We start from the raw sequence: 16119 nt of genomic DNA, 5'->3' as shown, positions 1-16119 counted from the left end.
TCACCTTCCTTGCGAAATAGGTCACAGGGTGTCCTTCAGGTTAAAAAGTTTCCTTTGTTCAACTTTTTGAGATTTGACTATAATATATGCGAGTAATCAGGAAAATGCAACAAATAAGAAACAAAAAAGGAAGCATCGGAATTTATGCTTCCTTTCCTCGTGTTAAAGTACATAAGGCACGATAAGAAAAATACTCAGAACAATGTTCACGACAGCATAGTAAGAAACGGTTTCAAGAATACCCCAATCCTTATCCTTCGACCATTTCAGAAAACATCCTACCAGAACGGCCAGAAGTAAGGGAATGAGATAGCTGCTGCCGGAGAAGATCAAGTACTTCGGAGCAAAAGAATAAAAGGTGTGAGTAAAAAACTTCTGTATAACGATAAATTGTGTAATTAGGTACAACATTATTCCTGCATTGGAAATCCAGGCAGGAGCTTGCTCGAATCGATTGGTATTCACCATTTACATAATGAAGAGAAAAATAATCGTGGGTACGACCCAGACTATTGCAGAGACCAGCATGAGAAAGAAGAAGACGACAGACATCAGGGTAGAAGAACAAGCCCAATCTTGTTTGGTCAAAGTTCGGCTGATCTCAATTACTTTTGGATCATTTTCTATTTTTCAATGTGCTCCCCTTAAAAAGATGAATTAAGCAAGCTCTCTTGAAAAAAACAAAATAGTAAGAAATTTACAATTTAATTAAAAAGGAAAACAGGAATTAGGATTGAACCTATTATTAAAGGGAATAGATGAAGTAAGAAATATACATAAGGAGGCTGCGGAATATGCAGGAAGTTTTGTTATTTGCAGTTATGATCCTGACATTAGTCTATTTCATGTATCTTTGCATCGCAGAATAGGTTTTTGGCTCTTTTCCTGTAAGGGAGAAGAGTTTTTTTATTTTAAATAAACTAAATAGTCGATTTTTATTGAGAATTTCATTATAATGGAAGAAGATCGAATACTTTATTTACAAGGGGGATTATCATGCTATTACAGGGATTGCGCGAGAGCTGGGATTTGGATTCTATATTCAGCGGAGGTAGCCGATCGGAAGAGCTTTTATCTGCTATCTCCAGCATTGAAGCACAGCTTGCGGCTCTAAACAAAAAGGTAGAAGACTTTCAGTTTTCAGAGGAATCATTTCAGGTGATCGTGAAGGATGTTCAAGAAACAGCTGCCTTATTGAATGAATGTATCTCCTATGTTGGGTGTCTTGCTGCTCAAGATGTTAATGACAAACAGGCTTTAAATCTTCGCGGAAAGCTCGAGTCTATGAATGCGGCCTACACTACCATTCTGGTGCTTCTTGATAATAAGATGGCTGAAATTCCGGATGAAGAGTGGAACGAAGCCCTTCAAAGCGAATATTTGTCCAGCATTGCATTTTCGTTAAATGAGAGACGTAATCTTGCGTCTCAAAAATTGTCTTATGAACAAGAAGCTTTGATGAATGACCTGGCCGTGGATGGGTATCATAGCTGGTCTACCCTCTATGACACAGTCGTAGGGAAAATCGGCATCGAGGTAGAACTGAGCGGCAAGAAAGAAACGCTTTCTGTCGGCCAGGCAGAAAACCGGATGACAAGTGCGGACAGGCAGGAAAGAGAAACGGTATTCGCTAAATATACGGAAGCATGGGATCAGCAGGGTGATTATTGTGCAGAAGCTTTAAATCATATTGCAGGGTTCCGAAACAGCCTATATAAGCATCGCAAGTGGGACGAAGTGCTGAAAGAACCGCTTGATATCAACCGCATGTCTGCTGATACGCTGAACGCCATGTGGCAGGCAATCGAAGAGAATAAAGGTCTTTTCGTGTCCTACCTGGACAGAAAAGCTTCTCTCCTTGGCTTGGATAAATTAAGCTGGCACGATGTTGATGCACCATTATCAAGTGCCGACAGCAAAATGAGCTATGATGAAGCGGCCAACTTTATTGTCGAGCAGTTTCAGTCCTTCAGCCCTAAGATGGCAGAGTTCTCAAAACAAGCGTTCGAAAAGCAATGGATTGAAGCGGAAGACCGTACAGGTAAAAGGCCTGGTGGATTCTGTACTGGTTTCCCGGTAAAGAACGAAACACGAATTTTCATGACGTTTTCGGGCACACCAAGCAATGTCTCCACTCTAGCACATGAACTTGGCCATGCCTTCCACTCATATGTAATGGAAGATATGCCTTATCTGGCTACTGACTATGCGATGAATGTCGCGGAAACCGCGTCTACTTTCGCTGAAATGGTCGTATCAGATGCTGCAGTAAAGAATGCGAAAACAAAAGAAGAAAAGATTGCCCTGCTTGAAGATAAAGCACAGCGCTCTGTAGCCTTTTTTATGAACATTCATGCCCGGTTCTTGTTTGAGACTAGATTTTATGAAGAGCGCAAAAAAGGGCTTGTACCTGTTGAGCGTTTGAATGAATTGATGGCTGAAGCACAAAAAGAAGCCTTCTGCGGCTCTCTTGAAAGCTATCATCCATATTTCTGGGCTTCTAAGCTTCATTTCTATATTACCGACGTTCCATTTTACAATTTCCCATATACGTTTGGGTATTTGTTCAGTGCCTGCATTTATGCGATTGCCAAAATAGAAGGCAGCAGTTTCGAAGAGAAGTACATCGCTCTTCTCAGAGATACGGCAAGCATGACGGTCGAGGAATTGGCGATGAAACACTTGAATGAAGATGTAACCAAACCGGCGTTCTGGAAAAAGGGCATAGAGGTTGCAATGGAAGATGTGAAGGAATTTCTTGAACTGACAAAATAATAAGCCACAACAAAACCATGGCCCAAGTCGGCCATGGTTTTTAATTACCTTTTCTGGATGGAGATCGAACTGATCATTAGAAAAGCAAAAGCGATGATGAAAAACATAAAAACATATCCTGGAACAAAAGGGATAAGAAGATAGCACATGGCGATGATACACCCTGCCACAGTGATTGGAACACCGACGAAGGAACCGTTGAATTCGGTAATATTGAATCGTGCCAGACGCATCGCTCCACACACGATAAATAGAATGGTAAAAATAATGCCGGGAACCCCAAAATTGAAAAGAGAGCCCTGATACAGCAGGAATGCAGGTGCAATCCCGAAGGAAATTAAGTCACACAGTGAATCCAGCTGCTTACCAAATTCTGATTCTATGTTTAATTTCCGTGCAACCATACCATCAAATCTGTCAAAAAGGCCTGCTAAAAAAATTAGAATAAAGCCAACTTTTAAATCATCTTTAAAAATAAACATCAAAGCGAGAGCACCTAGTGAAAGGTTGATCAGCGTAAGAACGTTGGCCGTTTGGCCTTTCATTTTCTTAACTGTAGAGTCAACCCGCTCTCTTGCAATCATGGACATAACATCACATCACTCCCTGTACCTTTCTTCATCTGAATGGAAAGAGTACTTGTGTATTAATATTATTCACTATTAATGAAATATATTTGATTCTTATCATTATATGTTAATTTTATAAAATTGGAAAGGGGATAATTGGCAATAAGTCCCTGTTTCTGTTTCTTCCTATTTAATAGAAATAAAAAGGGTGAGAACTTTGGAATAGAACACTGTATCATTTCCAGAAAACATGCCTACTATTAAATTGAGAACTAAATGAATTACTTAAGGCATAAAAAAAAGCCCATTTTTAGTGATGGGCTTTCCAAAAGTGAGTGCTGAGACGGGTCTGAAGTGATCTGCGTTCGATCTCTTTTTGAATCAATGAAATAAAGTCTGTACTTAATTGAAGTTCTTTTGCTTTAAAATAAGATTCGATCAACAGTTCGTCCGATAAGTTTTCCATAAGTGAGATGCCAATCGGGTGGCATGTTCACCTCCTGTTTTTAATGCATATTGATGCATTTTAATTGCTGTATGTGTCATGATTTCTCATAGATCCGCATAAACTATATGTTCGGGTAGTTTTCTAAAATCAGCTTAACATGAAACATGGAACAGAACAATCGTTCGATTATCCACAATGTTTGGTGGATAACTTGTGGGTAGCATGTAGATAAGACAGAAAATTCTGCTCATTGCATAGAGGAATAATGTTAATAAAGTTATCCACATTGTCGGAATGCGAACATTTTGTCGAAAACTTTTCTTTAAAAGAATGCATACTTTCCAGGCAAATGTATCTTAAAACAATAAAAAAGTTGTTACCCGTCGAATAACTGGTACAATGTAAAAGTGTAATCTGAATGAATAGTATAGAGGTGTCCAGCATGTTAAAAAAATTTTTGCCGGATGAACATGTCCAGAGCATTTTTGATATAACCCCTGAAATGCTAGTGAAACGAAATGTAAAAGGGATCATTACGGACCTGGATAATACCCTGGTTGAATGGGATCGGCCGGAAGCTACTCCTGAACTTTTAAAATGGTTTAGCTCTTTTAAAGAAAAGGGAATTTTAATTACAATTGTTTCAAATAACACGCAGCAGCGTGTGAGCAGCTTCTCCGATCCAGTTAAAATTCCGTTTATTTATAGTGCCAGAAAACCAATGTCCCGTGCATTCAAGCGGGCTATTCGTGATATGAAACTTCAACGTGAAGAAATTGTAGTTATCGGTGATCAGCTGCTGACGGATGTCCTTGGCGGGAATCGGCTGGGTCTCCATACGATCATGGTTGTACCTGTGGCAAGCACCGATGGTCTATGGACAAGAGTAAACAGGAAAATTGAAAGAATGATTTTATCATGGATGAAAAGGAAAGGCATGCTTAACTGGGAGGAATAAGATTGAAGGAACAAATTAAATGTATTGGATGCGGAGCACCCATTCAGACGGAAAATAAGGACGAGCTAGGCTATGCACCGCCGTCCAGTTTAAAAAGGGATGCTGTGATCTGCCAGCGTTGTTTCCGTCTTAAGCATTATAACGAGATTCAAGATGTCAGCCTTACCGATGACGATTACCGGAAAATTTTGTCAGGAATTGGAGAAACAGATGCCCTTGTCGTCAAAATTGTAGATATCTTTGATTTCAACGGCTCGTGGCTTCCTGGTATACACCGCTACATTGGACGCAATAAGCTTATACTTGTAGGAAACAAGGTGGATTTGCTTCCAAAATCGGTCAATAAAAACAGGATGACTCAATGGATGTCAACTATGGCAAAGGAACTTGGTGTAAAGGCAGAAGAAGTACACCTGGTTTCTGCAGCGAAAGGCACCGGCCTGCTGGACGTAGCTGAACGGATTGATGAACTGAGAGATGGCAAGGATGTCTACGTTGTCGGCTGTACCAATGTAGGAAAGTCCACTTTCATTAATGGCCTGATCAAACAGCTTGGAACAGAACAGGATGATATTATCACAACCTCTCACTTTCCTGGTACAACACTGAATTTGATCGATATACCGCTTGATGCTGAAACAGCACTGTATGATACGCCGGGAATCATCAACCATCATCAGATGGCTCACTTTGTCGGGAAGAATGAATTGAAAATCATCATGCCCAAAAAAGAAATAAAGCCGATGGTTTATCAGGTAAATGAAGGCCAGACTTTATTTTTAGGCGGACTGGCCAGGTTTGATTACATCAGTGGGGGACGAAGGTCGTTTGTCTGCCACGTTTCCAATGAGTTAACCATTCATAGAACCAAGCTTGAAAAGGCGGATGAACTATACAAGAACCATCTGGGTGATCTTTTGTCGCCGCCTTCGGATGCTGAGAATCTGCCGCCTCTCAGAAGGCATGAATTTAAGATCAAAGATAAAGATACTGATGTTGTCTTTTCTGGACTTGGATGGGTGTCGGTTAAAGAACCGGGCGCTCAAATCGCAGCATATGCACCTGAAGGCGTTGCGGTAACATTGAGGCCTTCACTCATATAGCCGGGAGTGATCAAAATGAAAAAATTAGTCGGTCTAATTGGATATCCTGTCAGCCATTCCATGTCACCGGAGATGCATAACGCAGCTTTTCAAAAATCAGGGCTTCCTTTTTATTATGACAAATATGAAGTTCATCCTGATCGTTTGGAAGAGGCAATTTACAATATGAGAACAAAGGGTTTTGCAGGCTGGAATGTGACGATTCCGCATAAACAAACCATTATGCCCTATCTGGACAAAATTTCGGACGAGGCTAAAAAGATCGGAGCCGTAAATACGGTGTTGAATGAGAACGGAAAGCTGATTGGATACAATACGGACGGGGCTGGTTTTGTAAAAGGATTAATACGGCATGTCCATTTTCCTATTGAGCAAGCGAATGTTCTTATTATTGGAGCAGGCGGGGCATCCAGAGCGATTGGTTATGCTCTGGCGCAAACGGCTCCTAAATCCATCGTCATTGCTAACCGGACGATGGAAAAAGCAAGAGATATTCAAATAGAGTGTTTGAGAGAGCATGACAAGGTAATGAGCTTACAAGAAGCAGCTGCCGTTCTTTCAGATTTTCAAATCGTAATTAACACGACGTCTATCGGAATGAAGAATGATGGGAGCACTCCTATCGATCTCCATCATCTTGCACCGGGTACAGTACTCTCTGATATCATATACAACCCGTATAAAACTGCTTTTTTGCAGGAAGGTGAGAAGCGGGGAGCAGTTATTGACAACGGAGTGTCCATGCTGGTTCTTCAAGGTGCTCTTTCTTTTGAGAAGTGGACAGGTATGCAGCCAGACATCGAACTGATGGAAACGATCGTGATCGAGAAATTGGGAGGAAATTATGTTAACAGGTAAACAAAAACGTTTTTTACGTTCAAAAGCAAATCCGATTCAGCCTATTTTTCAAGTTGGAAAAGGCGGAGTCAACAGCAATATGGTCAAGCAAATTGAAGATGCACTTGAGGCGCGTGAGTTAATCAAGGTCAGCATCCTGCAAAATTGCGAGCAAAGCAAGGAAGACGTCGCTCAGACATTGGTTAAAGGCGCAAAGGCCAACCTCGTGCAAGTGATTGGAAATGTCATTATTCTCTATAAAGAATCTAAAGAAAATAAAGAGATTGTACTTCCGTAAAGGATTGATTACATGGCGAGAATCGGTATTTTCGGCGGCTCTTTCCACCCTCCGCATAACGGGCATCTTCTCATTGCCCAGGAGGCATTAGCCGCATTTTCACTTGATAGGGTTGAATGGCTTCCGGCAAGCCATCCGCCTCATAAGGAATTGGTATCAGGTGTTTCAGCAGAGGACCGGATCGACTTAGTAAAAGCTGCCATCCAGGGAAATTCTAAATTTTCCCTCTCTCTTATAGAGTTTGAAAGGGAAGGCCCTTCATATACTATAGATACCATCAGGGAACTTAAAAAGAGGGAACCGAACCATCATTATTTTTTCATTATTGGCGGTGACATGGCTGATTCGTTATCCACTTGGCATGGGATCGAGGAGCTTAGCCGGCTTGTAACCTTTATCGGTATTAACCGCAGCGGCCATCCCCTTGATGAAAACCATAATCCTTATGGAGTCCATTTGCTGGAAGTACCGGTTTTTGATGTTTCTTCGACCCTGATCAGAAAGAGAATAGCAGCTGGAGAGAACACAAAATATTTAATTCCGGATGATGTAAGAAAAATTATAGAGGTGAAGGGACTTTATGGATCGAGAAGAAGCCCTTGAAATCGTTAAGGCTCAATTAACGGAACATCGGTACATTCATACACTTGGTGTAATGGAAACGGCTATCGAGCTTGCAGACCGATATGGAGCAAGCAAGGAAAAAGCCGAACTTGCAGCCATATTTCATGATTATGCCAAATTCCGTTCAAAGGATGAGATGCGGGAGATTGTCATGCAGCAGGGCATGCCAGAGAGCCTCCTTCATTATGGGACAGAACTTTTGCATGCCCCGGTCGGTGCTTATCTGGTGAAAGAAGAAGCAGGAATCGAAGACCTTGAGGTACTCGAGGCTATCGCCAATCACACGACGGGCAGAGCAGCGATGGGTACGCTTGAGAAAATTATTTTTCTTGCGGATTATATCGAACCGGGCAGGATTTTTCCGGGCGTTGATGAAGTCCGTCAATTGGCTAAGGGAAATCTAAACCTTGCTTGTATTCAGGCATTAAAAAATACTGTAGGATTCTTAATGAAGCAAAATCAACTGATATACCCGGAAACAATTTATACGTATAACAGCTTATTGGCTGAAGTGAATAACAAAAAGTGAATGGAGGAATATAATTTTGAAAGAACAGGAGCTAATTGAGTTAGTCGTGAAAGCGGTGGATGACAAACGGGCGGAAGATATTATGATGCTCGATATGAAAGGCATTTCCCTTGTAGCTGATTATTTCTTAATCTGTCATGGGAACTCCGAAAAGCAGGTGCAGGCCATCGCCAAGGAAATTAAAGATGTAGCAGCTGAAAAAGAGATCATCATCAAGCGCATGGAAGGCTATGACCAGGCGAGATGGGTCCTTGTTGATATGGGAGATATGGTTGTCCATGTATTCCATCGTGATGAGAGATCTTATTATAACCTGGAGAAGCTATGGGGAGATGCCCCTACCGTTGATCTGAATAAGATCCTTTCCTAATTGTGGAGCAGCGATGAGCTATCAACAATTTGCGTATTACTATGATCAGCTAATGGAAGATGCACCGTATGATCAATGGGTTGCTTTTTTTAAACAGGCCGTTCAGTCATATGGGGGAAACGTCAGCAGTGTCCTTGATCTTGGCTGCGGTACAGGGTCTGTGTCCATCCGCTTATCAAAACAGGGTTATGACGTAACGGGCGTTGACCTTTCTGAGGACATGCTGGTGATGGCAAATGAAAAATCCTTGCAGCAGAAGGTGCCCGTACAATACATTCAGCAGGATATGACGGAACTGGAAGCGCTTCAGGAATTTGATGCTGCTGTCATTTTTTGTGATTCACTTAATTATATTCTTTCTGAAGAAAAGGTCTTGGCTGCGTTTCAATCCGTTTATCAGCATTTAAAAGAAGACGGCCTCTTTTTATTCGATGTACACAGTCTTTATAAAATTCATAACATATTTATGGGCAGCACATTTGGATCCAACGAAGAGCAGCTTTCGTATATTTGGCAGTGCTATGAAGGGGAAGAACCAGACAGTGTGGAACATGAGCTTAGTTTCTTTGTTCAAGAGGAAGAAAACCGTTATATACGATTTGATGAAGTACATATTCAAAGAACCTTGTCAATTGAGGTTTATAAAAAGATGCTGCAAAGCACCGGATTTCGAGTTCTGGCAGTAACAGGAGATTTCTCTCAGGATGATATTCAGCCTGAAGCCGAACGGATATTCTTCATCTGTAAAAAATAAAAAATAAGCCATGGATTGGCTTATTTTTTATTTTATTCTTGAAGGAATATTTCAAATGCTGCCGAATGATTACTTTAATTCCTCTTTTACCTCAAATTGTTCACTGATTTTTTCACACTCATCGTGGTATTTTGCATGCGTACGGTCTATGACTTTATCGAAAACATCACCTGCTCCCTCGTTCAATATTCTTATTCCTTCACCAGTGATTCCGCCCTTCACGCAAACTTTCTCAATGAGTGAAGGCAATGAAAACACTTCGTTCTCCAGCAATTTTCCCATTCCAATAATCATTTCACTGGCAAGCAATGTCGCCTGGTTTTTTGTCAAATCAGTTTTTTTAATGGAACTGTCAACAAAACATTGCACGAGATACCCAATGAATGCCGGGCCGCAGCTTGCGATATCGGATGAGATGCGTGTCACATTTTCATCGATGATCACTGGTTTAGAGATAAACGACATCAATGATAAGAGTTTCTCTTTGTATTCCGTGTGGCATTTCGAACCAAATGTGATCAATGAGGTTCCTGAAAGGGCCCGGTTTGTGATGCTTGGAATGGCGCGGGCTACACTGCAATCAAGCAGGTTTTCAATTTGTTCACAGGAAATGGGGCTTGTGATCGAGACCACGAGTTTATGTTTGGATATAAACTTTTTATTTTCAGAAAGAACATCATAGAATTGATGCGGCTTTACACAGATGAAAAGGATATCGGCAAAACGGATCACCTCTTCAGCTGTTGCTCCCACTCGGAGTTTGGGGTGGGCAGACTGCAGACGTTCGGCTTTAGAAAGCGTCCGGTTTGTGACCATTATACGTGAAGGCTGTACAGCCGATGATTCTATGAAAGATGACACTAAAATGCTCCCCATGTTCCCGGTTCCAATAAAACCTAGTTTCACTTTAACTCCTCCTCTCTCTTATCTTTCCTACCTTGATGTATATGCTTGATTTGCCCAAAATATGAAATTGAAATTATCGTATTGAAAGGAGACGAATGATGATCAGAAAATATGATGGAGCCGTTCGCAAACTCAGGTACATTCTTCCCGCTGCGGCATGCTTGGCAGCCGCAATTTTCTATTTTGCAGGAAGAATGCCCGATGAAGTAGAGCATGAACAAGGCATTCCGGTCGAATTGATGGAGAATAAAGGGGCAGCGAGTAAAACAACCCCTATTGCAAAGGATGCAGATTCTCAGAGAATTGAGATCGATATAAAAGGTGCAGTCAGGAAACCGGGAGTGTACGAGATGAAGCAAGGGGACCGGGTGATTGATGCAGTTAATCGAGCAGGAGGGTTTTCGAAAAAAGCGGAGGAAAAAGGAGTTAACCTTTCAGCACGGGTGAAGGATGAAATGCTTCTTTACATCCCAGCCAAAGGCGAGGAACGTTTGCCGGCTGGGCCAGGAGCAGGAGGACAGGATGGTGGTGGCACAACAAAGGTTAATATTAATTCTGCAGCAGAGCAGGAGCTGGAAACGCTGAATGGCATAGGTCCTTCTAAAGCCAAAGCGATCATGGCCTATCGTGAAGAGAACGGACCGTTTAAAACAATTGAAGATTTGCTGAATGTACCAGGAATTGGAGAAAAGTCTCTGGAAAACATGAAGGAGCAGATTGAGGTTGACTAAGTTATCATTGACTCAGAGCAGCGTAAATGCCTACACTAAAAATAAATAAGATTGGAGGAGAAAAGATGGACCGTATTTCCTGGGATGAATATTTTATGGCACAGAGCCATCTGCTTGCCTACAGAAGCACATGTACAAGACTTGCGGTGGGAGCAACAATCGTAAGGGATAAAAGGATCATTGCGGGTGGATACAATGGTTCCATATCCGGGGGCGTTCATTGCATAGATGAAGGTTGTTATGTGATAGACGGCCATTGTGTGCGGACGATCCATGCCGAGATGAATGCCATTTTGCAATGTGCAAAATTTGGTGTACCAGTGGAGGGGGCAGAAATGTATGTCACCCATTTTCCTTGTCTGCATTGCTGCCGTACGATTATTCAGAGCGGAATAAAGACACTTTACTATGCCAAAGATTATAAGAATCACCCGTACGCTATTGAACAATTTAAAGAAGCAGGACTGGTTGTAAAGCAAGTCCCTTTTAATGACCATAATATCAACCCTCATTACATAGAACAGATGGAATTAACCTTTGAACTGTTGCGAGCTGTAGAGGAAGGTGGAGCGGGAGATCAAGAAAAAGTCGAGGCTTTGAAAAGTAAGGCGCATAATCTGTATCCCCGTTCTTTGCACTTGAAATAAAACATGAGAGCCGGATACTTATACGCGATAAGTGCGGCAGCAGGCGTGTTTTTATCATCTTGCCATTACATCTGGGCGATCGCCGGCATCGCTCTTTTTTATGGCAAAAAAGGTGCGAATACGTTGGCCATCAGCTTTTGCTTAGCGGTATTTGTATTCTTTTACGCCTATTACCAGTTTACCGATAAGCAAAATGTGACGAGGTTTTCTGGAGATGAACGAACCTTTACCGGAACCGTCATGACCATTCCGGAGATTGACGGAGATTTACTATCCTTCAGACTTCAAACAAAACATGAGAAATTTGTTGTTCAGCATCTCATACCATCTCATGGGATGCAGAAACAGCTTAAACAGCATCTTCATCAGGGGATGGTCTGTACGTTTGATGGTGAACTGATCGTCCCTGAGGGGCGGGGGAATTTCGCAGGAATGGATTACGCCTCGTACTTAAAACGACAGAGAATCCACTGGAGCATAAAGGCAGCCCATCTTGCAGTCTCTGCTTGCCGGGATAAACCGCCTGATCTATTGGGGCATGCAGCTGCTTTTCGTGAAAAGGGCATCCGTCTGATAGAAAAAGTGGTTGAAGAGGATGTCTCCGGGATAATCAATGCTCTGATATTTGGCTATCGTGAAAAAATACCGGGCGATATTGATGAGGCCTACCAGCGAATGGGTTTGTCACATTTGCTTGCGGTATCAGGGTTTAATGTGGCGATCATCATGGGCATGCTCTTTGCGGGCAGTCTTCGAATGGGCATCACCAGGGAAAGAGCAGCTCTGGGTATCGCTGCGGTCCTGCCTCTTTATGTTGTGATGACCGGCAGTGAAGCTTCCATCGTCCGTGCAGGTATTATGGGTATGGCGCTGCTGATGTTCCGGCGATATAAATGGAGGATTCATCCGTTGTCACCTGTGAGCGGTGTGTGCCTTCTTATGCTTCTGATGAACCCTTATTACGTTTTTCAGCTCGGTTTTCAGCTATCTTTTATGAATGTGTTTGCCTTACTGATATCATCGCGTCTGATCTTCAGCCGATATACCTCCTATTTAGCTCAAGCCTTGGTAACTACCTTCATATGCCAAATTGTTTCTTTCCCCATCATTATCTACCATTTTTATGAAACGTCATTATGGTCAGTGCCTCTGAACCTTCTGTTTATTCCCTTACTGTCTTTTGTGGTTCTGCCCCTTGCGTGTCTGTCACTTCCGATTTTGTTCCTATCGCTCAATGCAGCGAAAATAATCCTTTATCTTCCTGTCATCCTCATAAAATTCACAAATTCAATCCTTCTTTACGCGCAGCAGAACAATCTTAATTTTGTGTTTGGACAGCCTCCTGCCTATCTTATCCCGATCTATTATTTTGGCATCTTTTATTTATTCGTCCAATGGGAAAGGTATGGATGTCATAAGCGTCTGCTTCATCCTGCTTCCTTTCTTGTTTTGGCCGGTGTTTTTCATTGGAATGTTCATTCCCTTGATCCAAGCAGCTCAATTACCTATTTAAATGTTGGGCAGGGAGACAGTATCTTGATTGAACTTCCATTCAGGCAAGGGGTTTATTTAATAGATACGGGAGGAACATTAAATTTTGAAAAGGAAGAATGGAGAAAAAGAAAGGTGGATTATAATATCACGAAAGAGGTCGTTATGCCCGCGTTAAAAGCACGGGGGATCCGGAAGATCGATAAATTGATATTGACGCATGGAGACATGGATCACATCGGCGGGGCGGAAACGGTTCTGTCTGGAGTCATGATAGGTGAACTGTTGTATCCAAAAGGCACAATTGACGGAGTGTTGGAAACCAGTGTGCTGAATCATGCGGCCAGCCTGGATATTCCTATTCGTGTTACTCAGCGCGGGCAAAGGTGGTCGGTTGGGGATCATCTTTTTTATGTACTTTCTCCTTATGGTGATGAGACCGAGAGCAATGCCCAATCCCTCGTCCTGTTAGCAAAAATGAAGCGTTTTTCCTTCCTATTCACTGGGGATTTAGAAGAAGAAGGGGAAAAGCGTATTATAAGTGAAGATGTCCCTTTAAAGGCAGATTTTTTAAAGGCTGGCCATCATGGGAGTAAAACGTCGTCCTCACAGGCTTTTATCAACGCTGTCAATCCCATTTATGCCGTCATATCAGCCGGGAAAAACAATCGGTACGGACATCCTCATCCGGATGTTGTGTCACGTTTCAAAAAAAATGCTGCGGTCATTTTGCGTACCGATCAGCTTGGGGATATTGAGATCCAAATGCGGGGTCATGAGCTAAGGATACATCACAGTGTAACCGGATCCAAATAAAAAGAAGCCTTTTTCAGGCTTCTTTTTATTGATTATGTAGCGATAAGTTTGATAATAACTCCAATTGCAAAGATTAACGTGAAAAAACCAAAGGACCAAACGAAGCCCATGCCTGAATCGATTAAATCATTGCGTTTGCTTTGGACGTCTTTTTCGAAATGATTCATTTCCGCAACCCTCCCGTATCGATAATAAGTATAAGTCATTCAGATAAAAAAATCCATATTTGATTGGAAGCGTTGTCTATAAAATGCATATTCTTTTCCTTTTTTGCTAACTGTTGTCACCAATACTGCAGATTGGCATAGGATATCATAACATTACAAGGAATAGAGCGGTTTACTCGCTGTTCACTGGGAGTCCCGGGGTCTTGGTGATCAGCGTTTAATATAAATGAAGAAGCAGCATAAGCTGCTTCTTCTTTTTTGGTTTGATTCCTATTGAAAAAAACAGCTATACGGCATACGATAAGAACAGAGAAAGTTTGAGGTGAGTGGTTTTGTCGATCGTCCCATTACAAAAAAAGTTGAAGCAGAAGGAATTTTCTCCGTATTATGTTCTGTACGGAACTGAATCTTATATTATTGAGCAAGCCATATCCGCCATTGTAAAGCATTCGTTGAATGAAGAAGATAAGGATTTTAACTTCTCTGTATATGACTATATGGAAACTCCTATACAAGCGGTTATGGAAGATGCGGAAACGCTCCCGTTTATGGGGGACAGGCGTGTTGTCGTCGTGAAAAATGCTTATTTTCTAACAGGGGTAAAGGACAAGAGCAAAGTTGAGCATGATCTTGCAACCGTTGAAAGATATATTCAGAATCCAGCTGATTTTACGCTTCTCGTTTTCGTGGTCCCAGCTGAGAAATTAGATGAACGAAAGAAAATAGTTAAAACGCTGAAAAAGTCAGGAGAACTGATCGCGGCTACCCCTTTGAGCGGTGATTCGGCAGTAGAATGGATTAAGGACCGGGCGATTCAGCGGCAAGTGCACATCGATACAGATGCAGCTCAATATTTGACGGCCAAGGTAGGAAATGAATTGATGGCGCTCATTCAGGAAATGGACAAACTGGCATTATACGTTGGGGATGGCGGAAATATCACGATACCCGTCATTGATGAACTCGTACCGAGAACACTGGAAGATAATATTTTTTCTCTCATTGATGATATTGTTCATAAAAAAATTGACGCTGCACTAAGAACTTTTTATGACCTAGCCAAGCAGAATGAAGAACCGATTAAAATTCTCTCCCTGATGGCAAGACAATTTCGTATTATATACGGGGTGAAAGAACTTTTTTCAAAAGGATATGGAGAAAAACAGATTGCAGGAGCTTTAAAGCTGCATCCCTATGCAGTAAAACTGGCTTCCAGACAGGCGAGGCTTTTTGAGGAAGAAGAGCTTCTCAGCATGCTGGATCGCATAGCTGAGGCGGATTATGAAATGAAAACAGGAAAAATGGATAAACAGCTTATTTTGGAACTGATTATGCTGAAGATGGCAAATTAAAAAACGTCCAGCCGATTGGATATCGGCTGGACGTTTTTTGTTCATGCTGTGTTAAATCATAAAACCACCAATTTGGAAATTATTCAAATTTATAGTTTTTATGTTCAAAAATACCGATTTATGTTCAAAAAATCTGATTTATGTTTAAAATCTACGCTTTTATTTTCAAGTCGTTTATACGCGACAACTTACGACAGGATTCGACGATTTCGTTTTAAACCGGAACATCACGGTCAACATGGTGAATCTTTTATTATTATGGAATGTCATTTTTTTTGAAAAGCATCTGTTAACAGTCGCTTTTCAAAAAAAAGACATGAAAAAAAAACGACCTGTAAGGCCGTTTCGTGTCATTTCCCGTGATTATGCGTTGATTCCGTTTAACGCTTTAGCAAGACGAGACTTCTGACGGGAAGCTGCATTTTTATGGATAAGTCCTTTAGTTGCCGCTTTATCAACTTTTTTAGTAGCAACTGTGAAAGCTTCTTTAGCACCTTCAGCATCTTTGTTAGCGACCTTAGTTTCAAAGTTTTTCACAGCTGTACGCATAGCAGACTTTAAAGAAGCATTATGAGCACGGTTCTTATCGTTCGTTTTTACACGTTTAATAGCAGATTTAATATTAGCCAATCCATTCACCTCCCTAACATTGCAACTGGATTGCAAAAAAATAGGACACAGAGTATTTTATCAGTTTAATTCTTCAATTGCAATACAAGAATGAAATGGCTTTTTAAGGGCAAA

The 16119-nt window shown here is 41.5% G+C and carries 19 protein-coding genes; 13 read left to right on the top strand and 6 right to left on the bottom strand.

What is annotated here, in order from left to right; translation table 11 throughout:
- Positions 1 to 162: 162 nt before the first annotated feature.
- On the bottom strand, positions 163 to 408 hold the full coding sequence (locus LCY76_RS14435; protein ID WP_248253201.1) for a hypothetical protein: 246 nt from the start codon (positions 406 to 408) through the stop codon (positions 163 to 165).
- Between the two features lie 588 nt (positions 409 to 996).
- Here LCY76_RS14435 and LCY76_RS14430 point away from each other — a divergent pair.
- The gene (locus LCY76_RS14430; protein WP_248253200.1) at positions 997 to 2775 is read left to right on the top strand and encodes a M3 family oligoendopeptidase; all 1779 of its coding nucleotides are present in this window, start codon (positions 997 to 999) and stop codon (positions 2773 to 2775) included.
- A gap of 44 nt (positions 2776 to 2819) precedes the next feature.
- Here the strand turns inward: LCY76_RS14430 and pssA are convergent, their stop codons facing one another.
- The gene (gene pssA / locus LCY76_RS14425; protein ID WP_248254686.1) at positions 2820 to 3359 is read right to left on the bottom strand and encodes a CDP-diacylglycerol--serine O-phosphatidyltransferase; all 540 of its coding nucleotides are present in this window, start codon (positions 3357 to 3359) and stop codon (positions 2820 to 2822) included.
- A gap of 295 nt (positions 3360 to 3654) precedes the next feature.
- Positions 3655 to 3810, bottom strand: a complete 156-nt coding sequence (sda, locus tag LCY76_RS14420) for a sporulation histidine kinase inhibitor Sda (RefSeq protein WP_053357805.1) — start codon at positions 3808 to 3810, stop codon at positions 3655 to 3657.
- 424 nt (positions 3811 to 4234) lie between these two features.
- On the opposite strand from sda, the gene LCY76_RS14415 reads away from it, so the two are divergent.
- From LCY76_RS14415 to LCY76_RS14380, 8 genes are read left to right on the top strand one after another with little or no spacing between them, the layout of a single operon-like run.
- On the top strand, positions 4235 to 4750 hold the full coding sequence (locus tag LCY76_RS14415) for a YqeG family HAD IIIA-type phosphatase (RefSeq protein WP_248253199.1): 516 nt from the start codon (positions 4235 to 4237) through the stop codon (positions 4748 to 4750).
- A gap of 2 nt (positions 4751 to 4752) precedes the next feature.
- Complete coding sequence (yqeH, locus tag LCY76_RS14410; protein ID WP_248253198.1) at positions 4753 to 5853, top strand: ribosome biogenesis GTPase YqeH; 1101 nt, start codon at positions 4753 to 4755, stop codon at positions 5851 to 5853.
- Between the two features lie 15 nt (positions 5854 to 5868).
- Complete coding sequence (aroE, locus tag LCY76_RS14405) at positions 5869 to 6711, top strand: shikimate dehydrogenase (protein ID WP_248253197.1); 843 nt, start codon at positions 5869 to 5871, stop codon at positions 6709 to 6711.
- Positions 6698 to 6988: a ribosome assembly RNA-binding protein YhbY gene (gene yhbY / locus LCY76_RS14400; protein WP_248253196.1), complete on the top strand. Its 291-nt coding sequence runs from the start codon at positions 6698 to 6700 to the stop codon at positions 6986 to 6988. The genes aroE and yhbY overlap by 14 nt, the downstream gene beginning before the upstream one ends.
- A 12-nt stretch (positions 6989 to 7000) precedes the next feature.
- Positions 7001 to 7591, top strand: coding sequence for a nicotinate-nucleotide adenylyltransferase (locus LCY76_RS14395; RefSeq protein WP_248253195.1), 591 nt, complete (start codon positions 7001 to 7003; stop codon positions 7589 to 7591).
- Positions 7569 to 8141, top strand: coding sequence for a bis(5'-nucleosyl)-tetraphosphatase (symmetrical) YqeK (yqeK, locus tag LCY76_RS14390; RefSeq protein ID WP_248253194.1), 573 nt, complete (start codon positions 7569 to 7571; stop codon positions 8139 to 8141). Before LCY76_RS14395 ends, yqeK begins: the two co-directional genes overlap by 23 nt.
- A 16-nt stretch (positions 8142 to 8157) precedes the next feature.
- On the top strand, positions 8158 to 8511 hold the full coding sequence (gene rsfS, locus LCY76_RS14385) for a ribosome silencing factor (RefSeq protein ID WP_062234829.1): 354 nt from the start codon (positions 8158 to 8160) through the stop codon (positions 8509 to 8511).
- 13 nt (positions 8512 to 8524) lie between these two features.
- A complete protein-coding gene (locus LCY76_RS14380) occupies positions 8525 to 9265 on the top strand; it encodes a class I SAM-dependent DNA methyltransferase (protein ID WP_248253193.1) in 741 nt (246 codons plus the stop codon).
- A gap of 69 nt (positions 9266 to 9334) precedes the next feature.
- On the opposite strand, the gene comER is transcribed toward LCY76_RS14380, so the two are convergent.
- Positions 9335 to 10171: a late competence protein ComER gene (comER, locus tag LCY76_RS14375; protein WP_053357813.1), complete on the bottom strand. Its 837-nt coding sequence runs from the start codon at positions 10169 to 10171 to the stop codon at positions 9335 to 9337.
- A gap of 98 nt (positions 10172 to 10269) precedes the next feature.
- Between comER and LCY76_RS14370 the strand changes: the two genes are divergently transcribed.
- The 3 genes from LCY76_RS14370 to LCY76_RS14360 all read left to right on the top strand — a co-directional run bounded on the left by LCY76_RS14370 (position 10270) and on the right by LCY76_RS14360 (position 13856).
- The gene (locus tag LCY76_RS14370; RefSeq protein ID WP_248253192.1) at positions 10270 to 10902 is read left to right on the top strand and encodes a helix-hairpin-helix domain-containing protein; all 633 of its coding nucleotides are present in this window, start codon (positions 10270 to 10272) and stop codon (positions 10900 to 10902) included.
- 65 nt (positions 10903 to 10967) lie between these two features.
- Entirely contained in the window at positions 10968 to 11549 is a 582-nt protein-coding gene (locus LCY76_RS14365) for a ComE operon protein 2 (protein ID WP_248253191.1), read from the top strand.
- Between the two features lie 3 nt (positions 11550 to 11552).
- Entirely contained in the window at positions 11553 to 13856 is a 2304-nt protein-coding gene (locus LCY76_RS14360) for a DNA internalization-related competence protein ComEC/Rec2 (protein ID WP_248253190.1), read from the top strand.
- Positions 13857 to 13888: 32 nt separating this feature from the next.
- Here LCY76_RS14360 and LCY76_RS14355 read toward each other — a convergent pair whose 3' ends face one another.
- On the bottom strand, positions 13889 to 14023 hold the full coding sequence (locus LCY76_RS14355; RefSeq protein ID WP_082316196.1) for a YqzM family protein: 135 nt from the start codon (positions 14021 to 14023) through the stop codon (positions 13889 to 13891).
- A gap of 332 nt (positions 14024 to 14355) precedes the next feature.
- Here LCY76_RS14355 and holA point away from each other — a divergent pair, with 332 nt between their 5' ends.
- A complete protein-coding gene (gene holA, locus LCY76_RS14350; protein ID WP_248253189.1) occupies positions 14356 to 15375 on the top strand; it encodes a DNA polymerase III subunit delta in 1020 nt (339 codons plus the stop codon).
- Between the two features lie 363 nt (positions 15376 to 15738).
- On the opposite strand, the gene rpsT is transcribed toward holA, so the two are convergent.
- Positions 15739 to 16005 (bottom strand): 30S ribosomal protein S20, encoded by a 267-nt coding sequence (rpsT, locus tag LCY76_RS14345; RefSeq protein WP_053357818.1) that lies wholly within the window; start codon positions 16003 to 16005, stop codon positions 15739 to 15741.
- Between the last annotated feature and the right edge of the window lie 114 nt (positions 16006 to 16119).

This window comes from Fictibacillus marinisediminis (assembly GCF_023149135.1).
Taxonomy (GTDB): Bacteria; Bacillota; Bacilli; order Bacillales; family Fictibacillaceae; genus Fictibacillus_C; species Fictibacillus_C marinisediminis.
Note: the sequence above shows the minus strand (reverse complement) of the source record. Positions and strands in the feature narration are given on the sequence as shown.

What these genes read in the sequence shown, in the direction of transcription:
- LCY76_RS14430 (WP_248253200.1), top strand. Translation starts at nt 997, where the DNA reads ATGCTATTACAGGGATTGCGCGAGAGCTGGGATTTGGATTCTATATTC.
- pssA (WP_248254686.1), bottom strand. Translation starts at nt 3,359, where the DNA reads ATGATTGCAAGAGAGCGGGTTGACTCTACAGTTAAGAAAATGAAAGGC.
- sda (WP_053357805.1), bottom strand. Translation starts at nt 3,810, where the DNA reads ATGGAAAACTTATCGGACGAACTGTTGATCGAATCTTATTTTAAAGCA.
- LCY76_RS14415 (WP_248253199.1), top strand. Translation starts at nt 4,235, where the DNA reads ATGTTAAAAAAATTTTTGCCGGATGAACATGTCCAGAGCATTTTTGAT.
- aroE (WP_248253197.1), top strand. Translation starts at nt 5,869, where the DNA reads ATGAAAAAATTAGTCGGTCTAATTGGATATCCTGTCAGCCATTCCATG.
- yhbY (WP_248253196.1), top strand. Translation starts at nt 6,698, where the DNA reads ATGTTAACAGGTAAACAAAAACGTTTTTTACGTTCAAAAGCAAATCCG.
- LCY76_RS14395 (WP_248253195.1), top strand. Translation starts at nt 7,001, where the DNA reads ATGGCGAGAATCGGTATTTTCGGCGGCTCTTTCCACCCTCCGCATAAC.
- yqeK (WP_248253194.1), top strand. Translation starts at nt 7,569, where the DNA reads ATGGATCGAGAAGAAGCCCTTGAAATCGTTAAGGCTCAATTAACGGAA.
- LCY76_RS14380 (WP_248253193.1), top strand. Translation starts at nt 8,525, where the DNA reads ATGAGCTATCAACAATTTGCGTATTACTATGATCAGCTAATGGAAGAT.
- LCY76_RS14370 (WP_248253192.1), top strand. Translation starts at nt 10,270, where the DNA reads ATGATCAGAAAATATGATGGAGCCGTTCGCAAACTCAGGTACATTCTT.
- LCY76_RS14365 (WP_248253191.1), top strand. Translation starts at nt 10,968, where the DNA reads ATGGACCGTATTTCCTGGGATGAATATTTTATGGCACAGAGCCATCTG.
- LCY76_RS14360 (WP_248253190.1), top strand. Translation starts at nt 11,553, where the DNA reads ATGAGAGCCGGATACTTATACGCGATAAGTGCGGCAGCAGGCGTGTTT.
- LCY76_RS14355 (WP_082316196.1), bottom strand. Translation starts at nt 14,023, where the DNA reads ATGAATCATTTCGAAAAAGACGTCCAAAGCAAACGCAATGATTTAATC.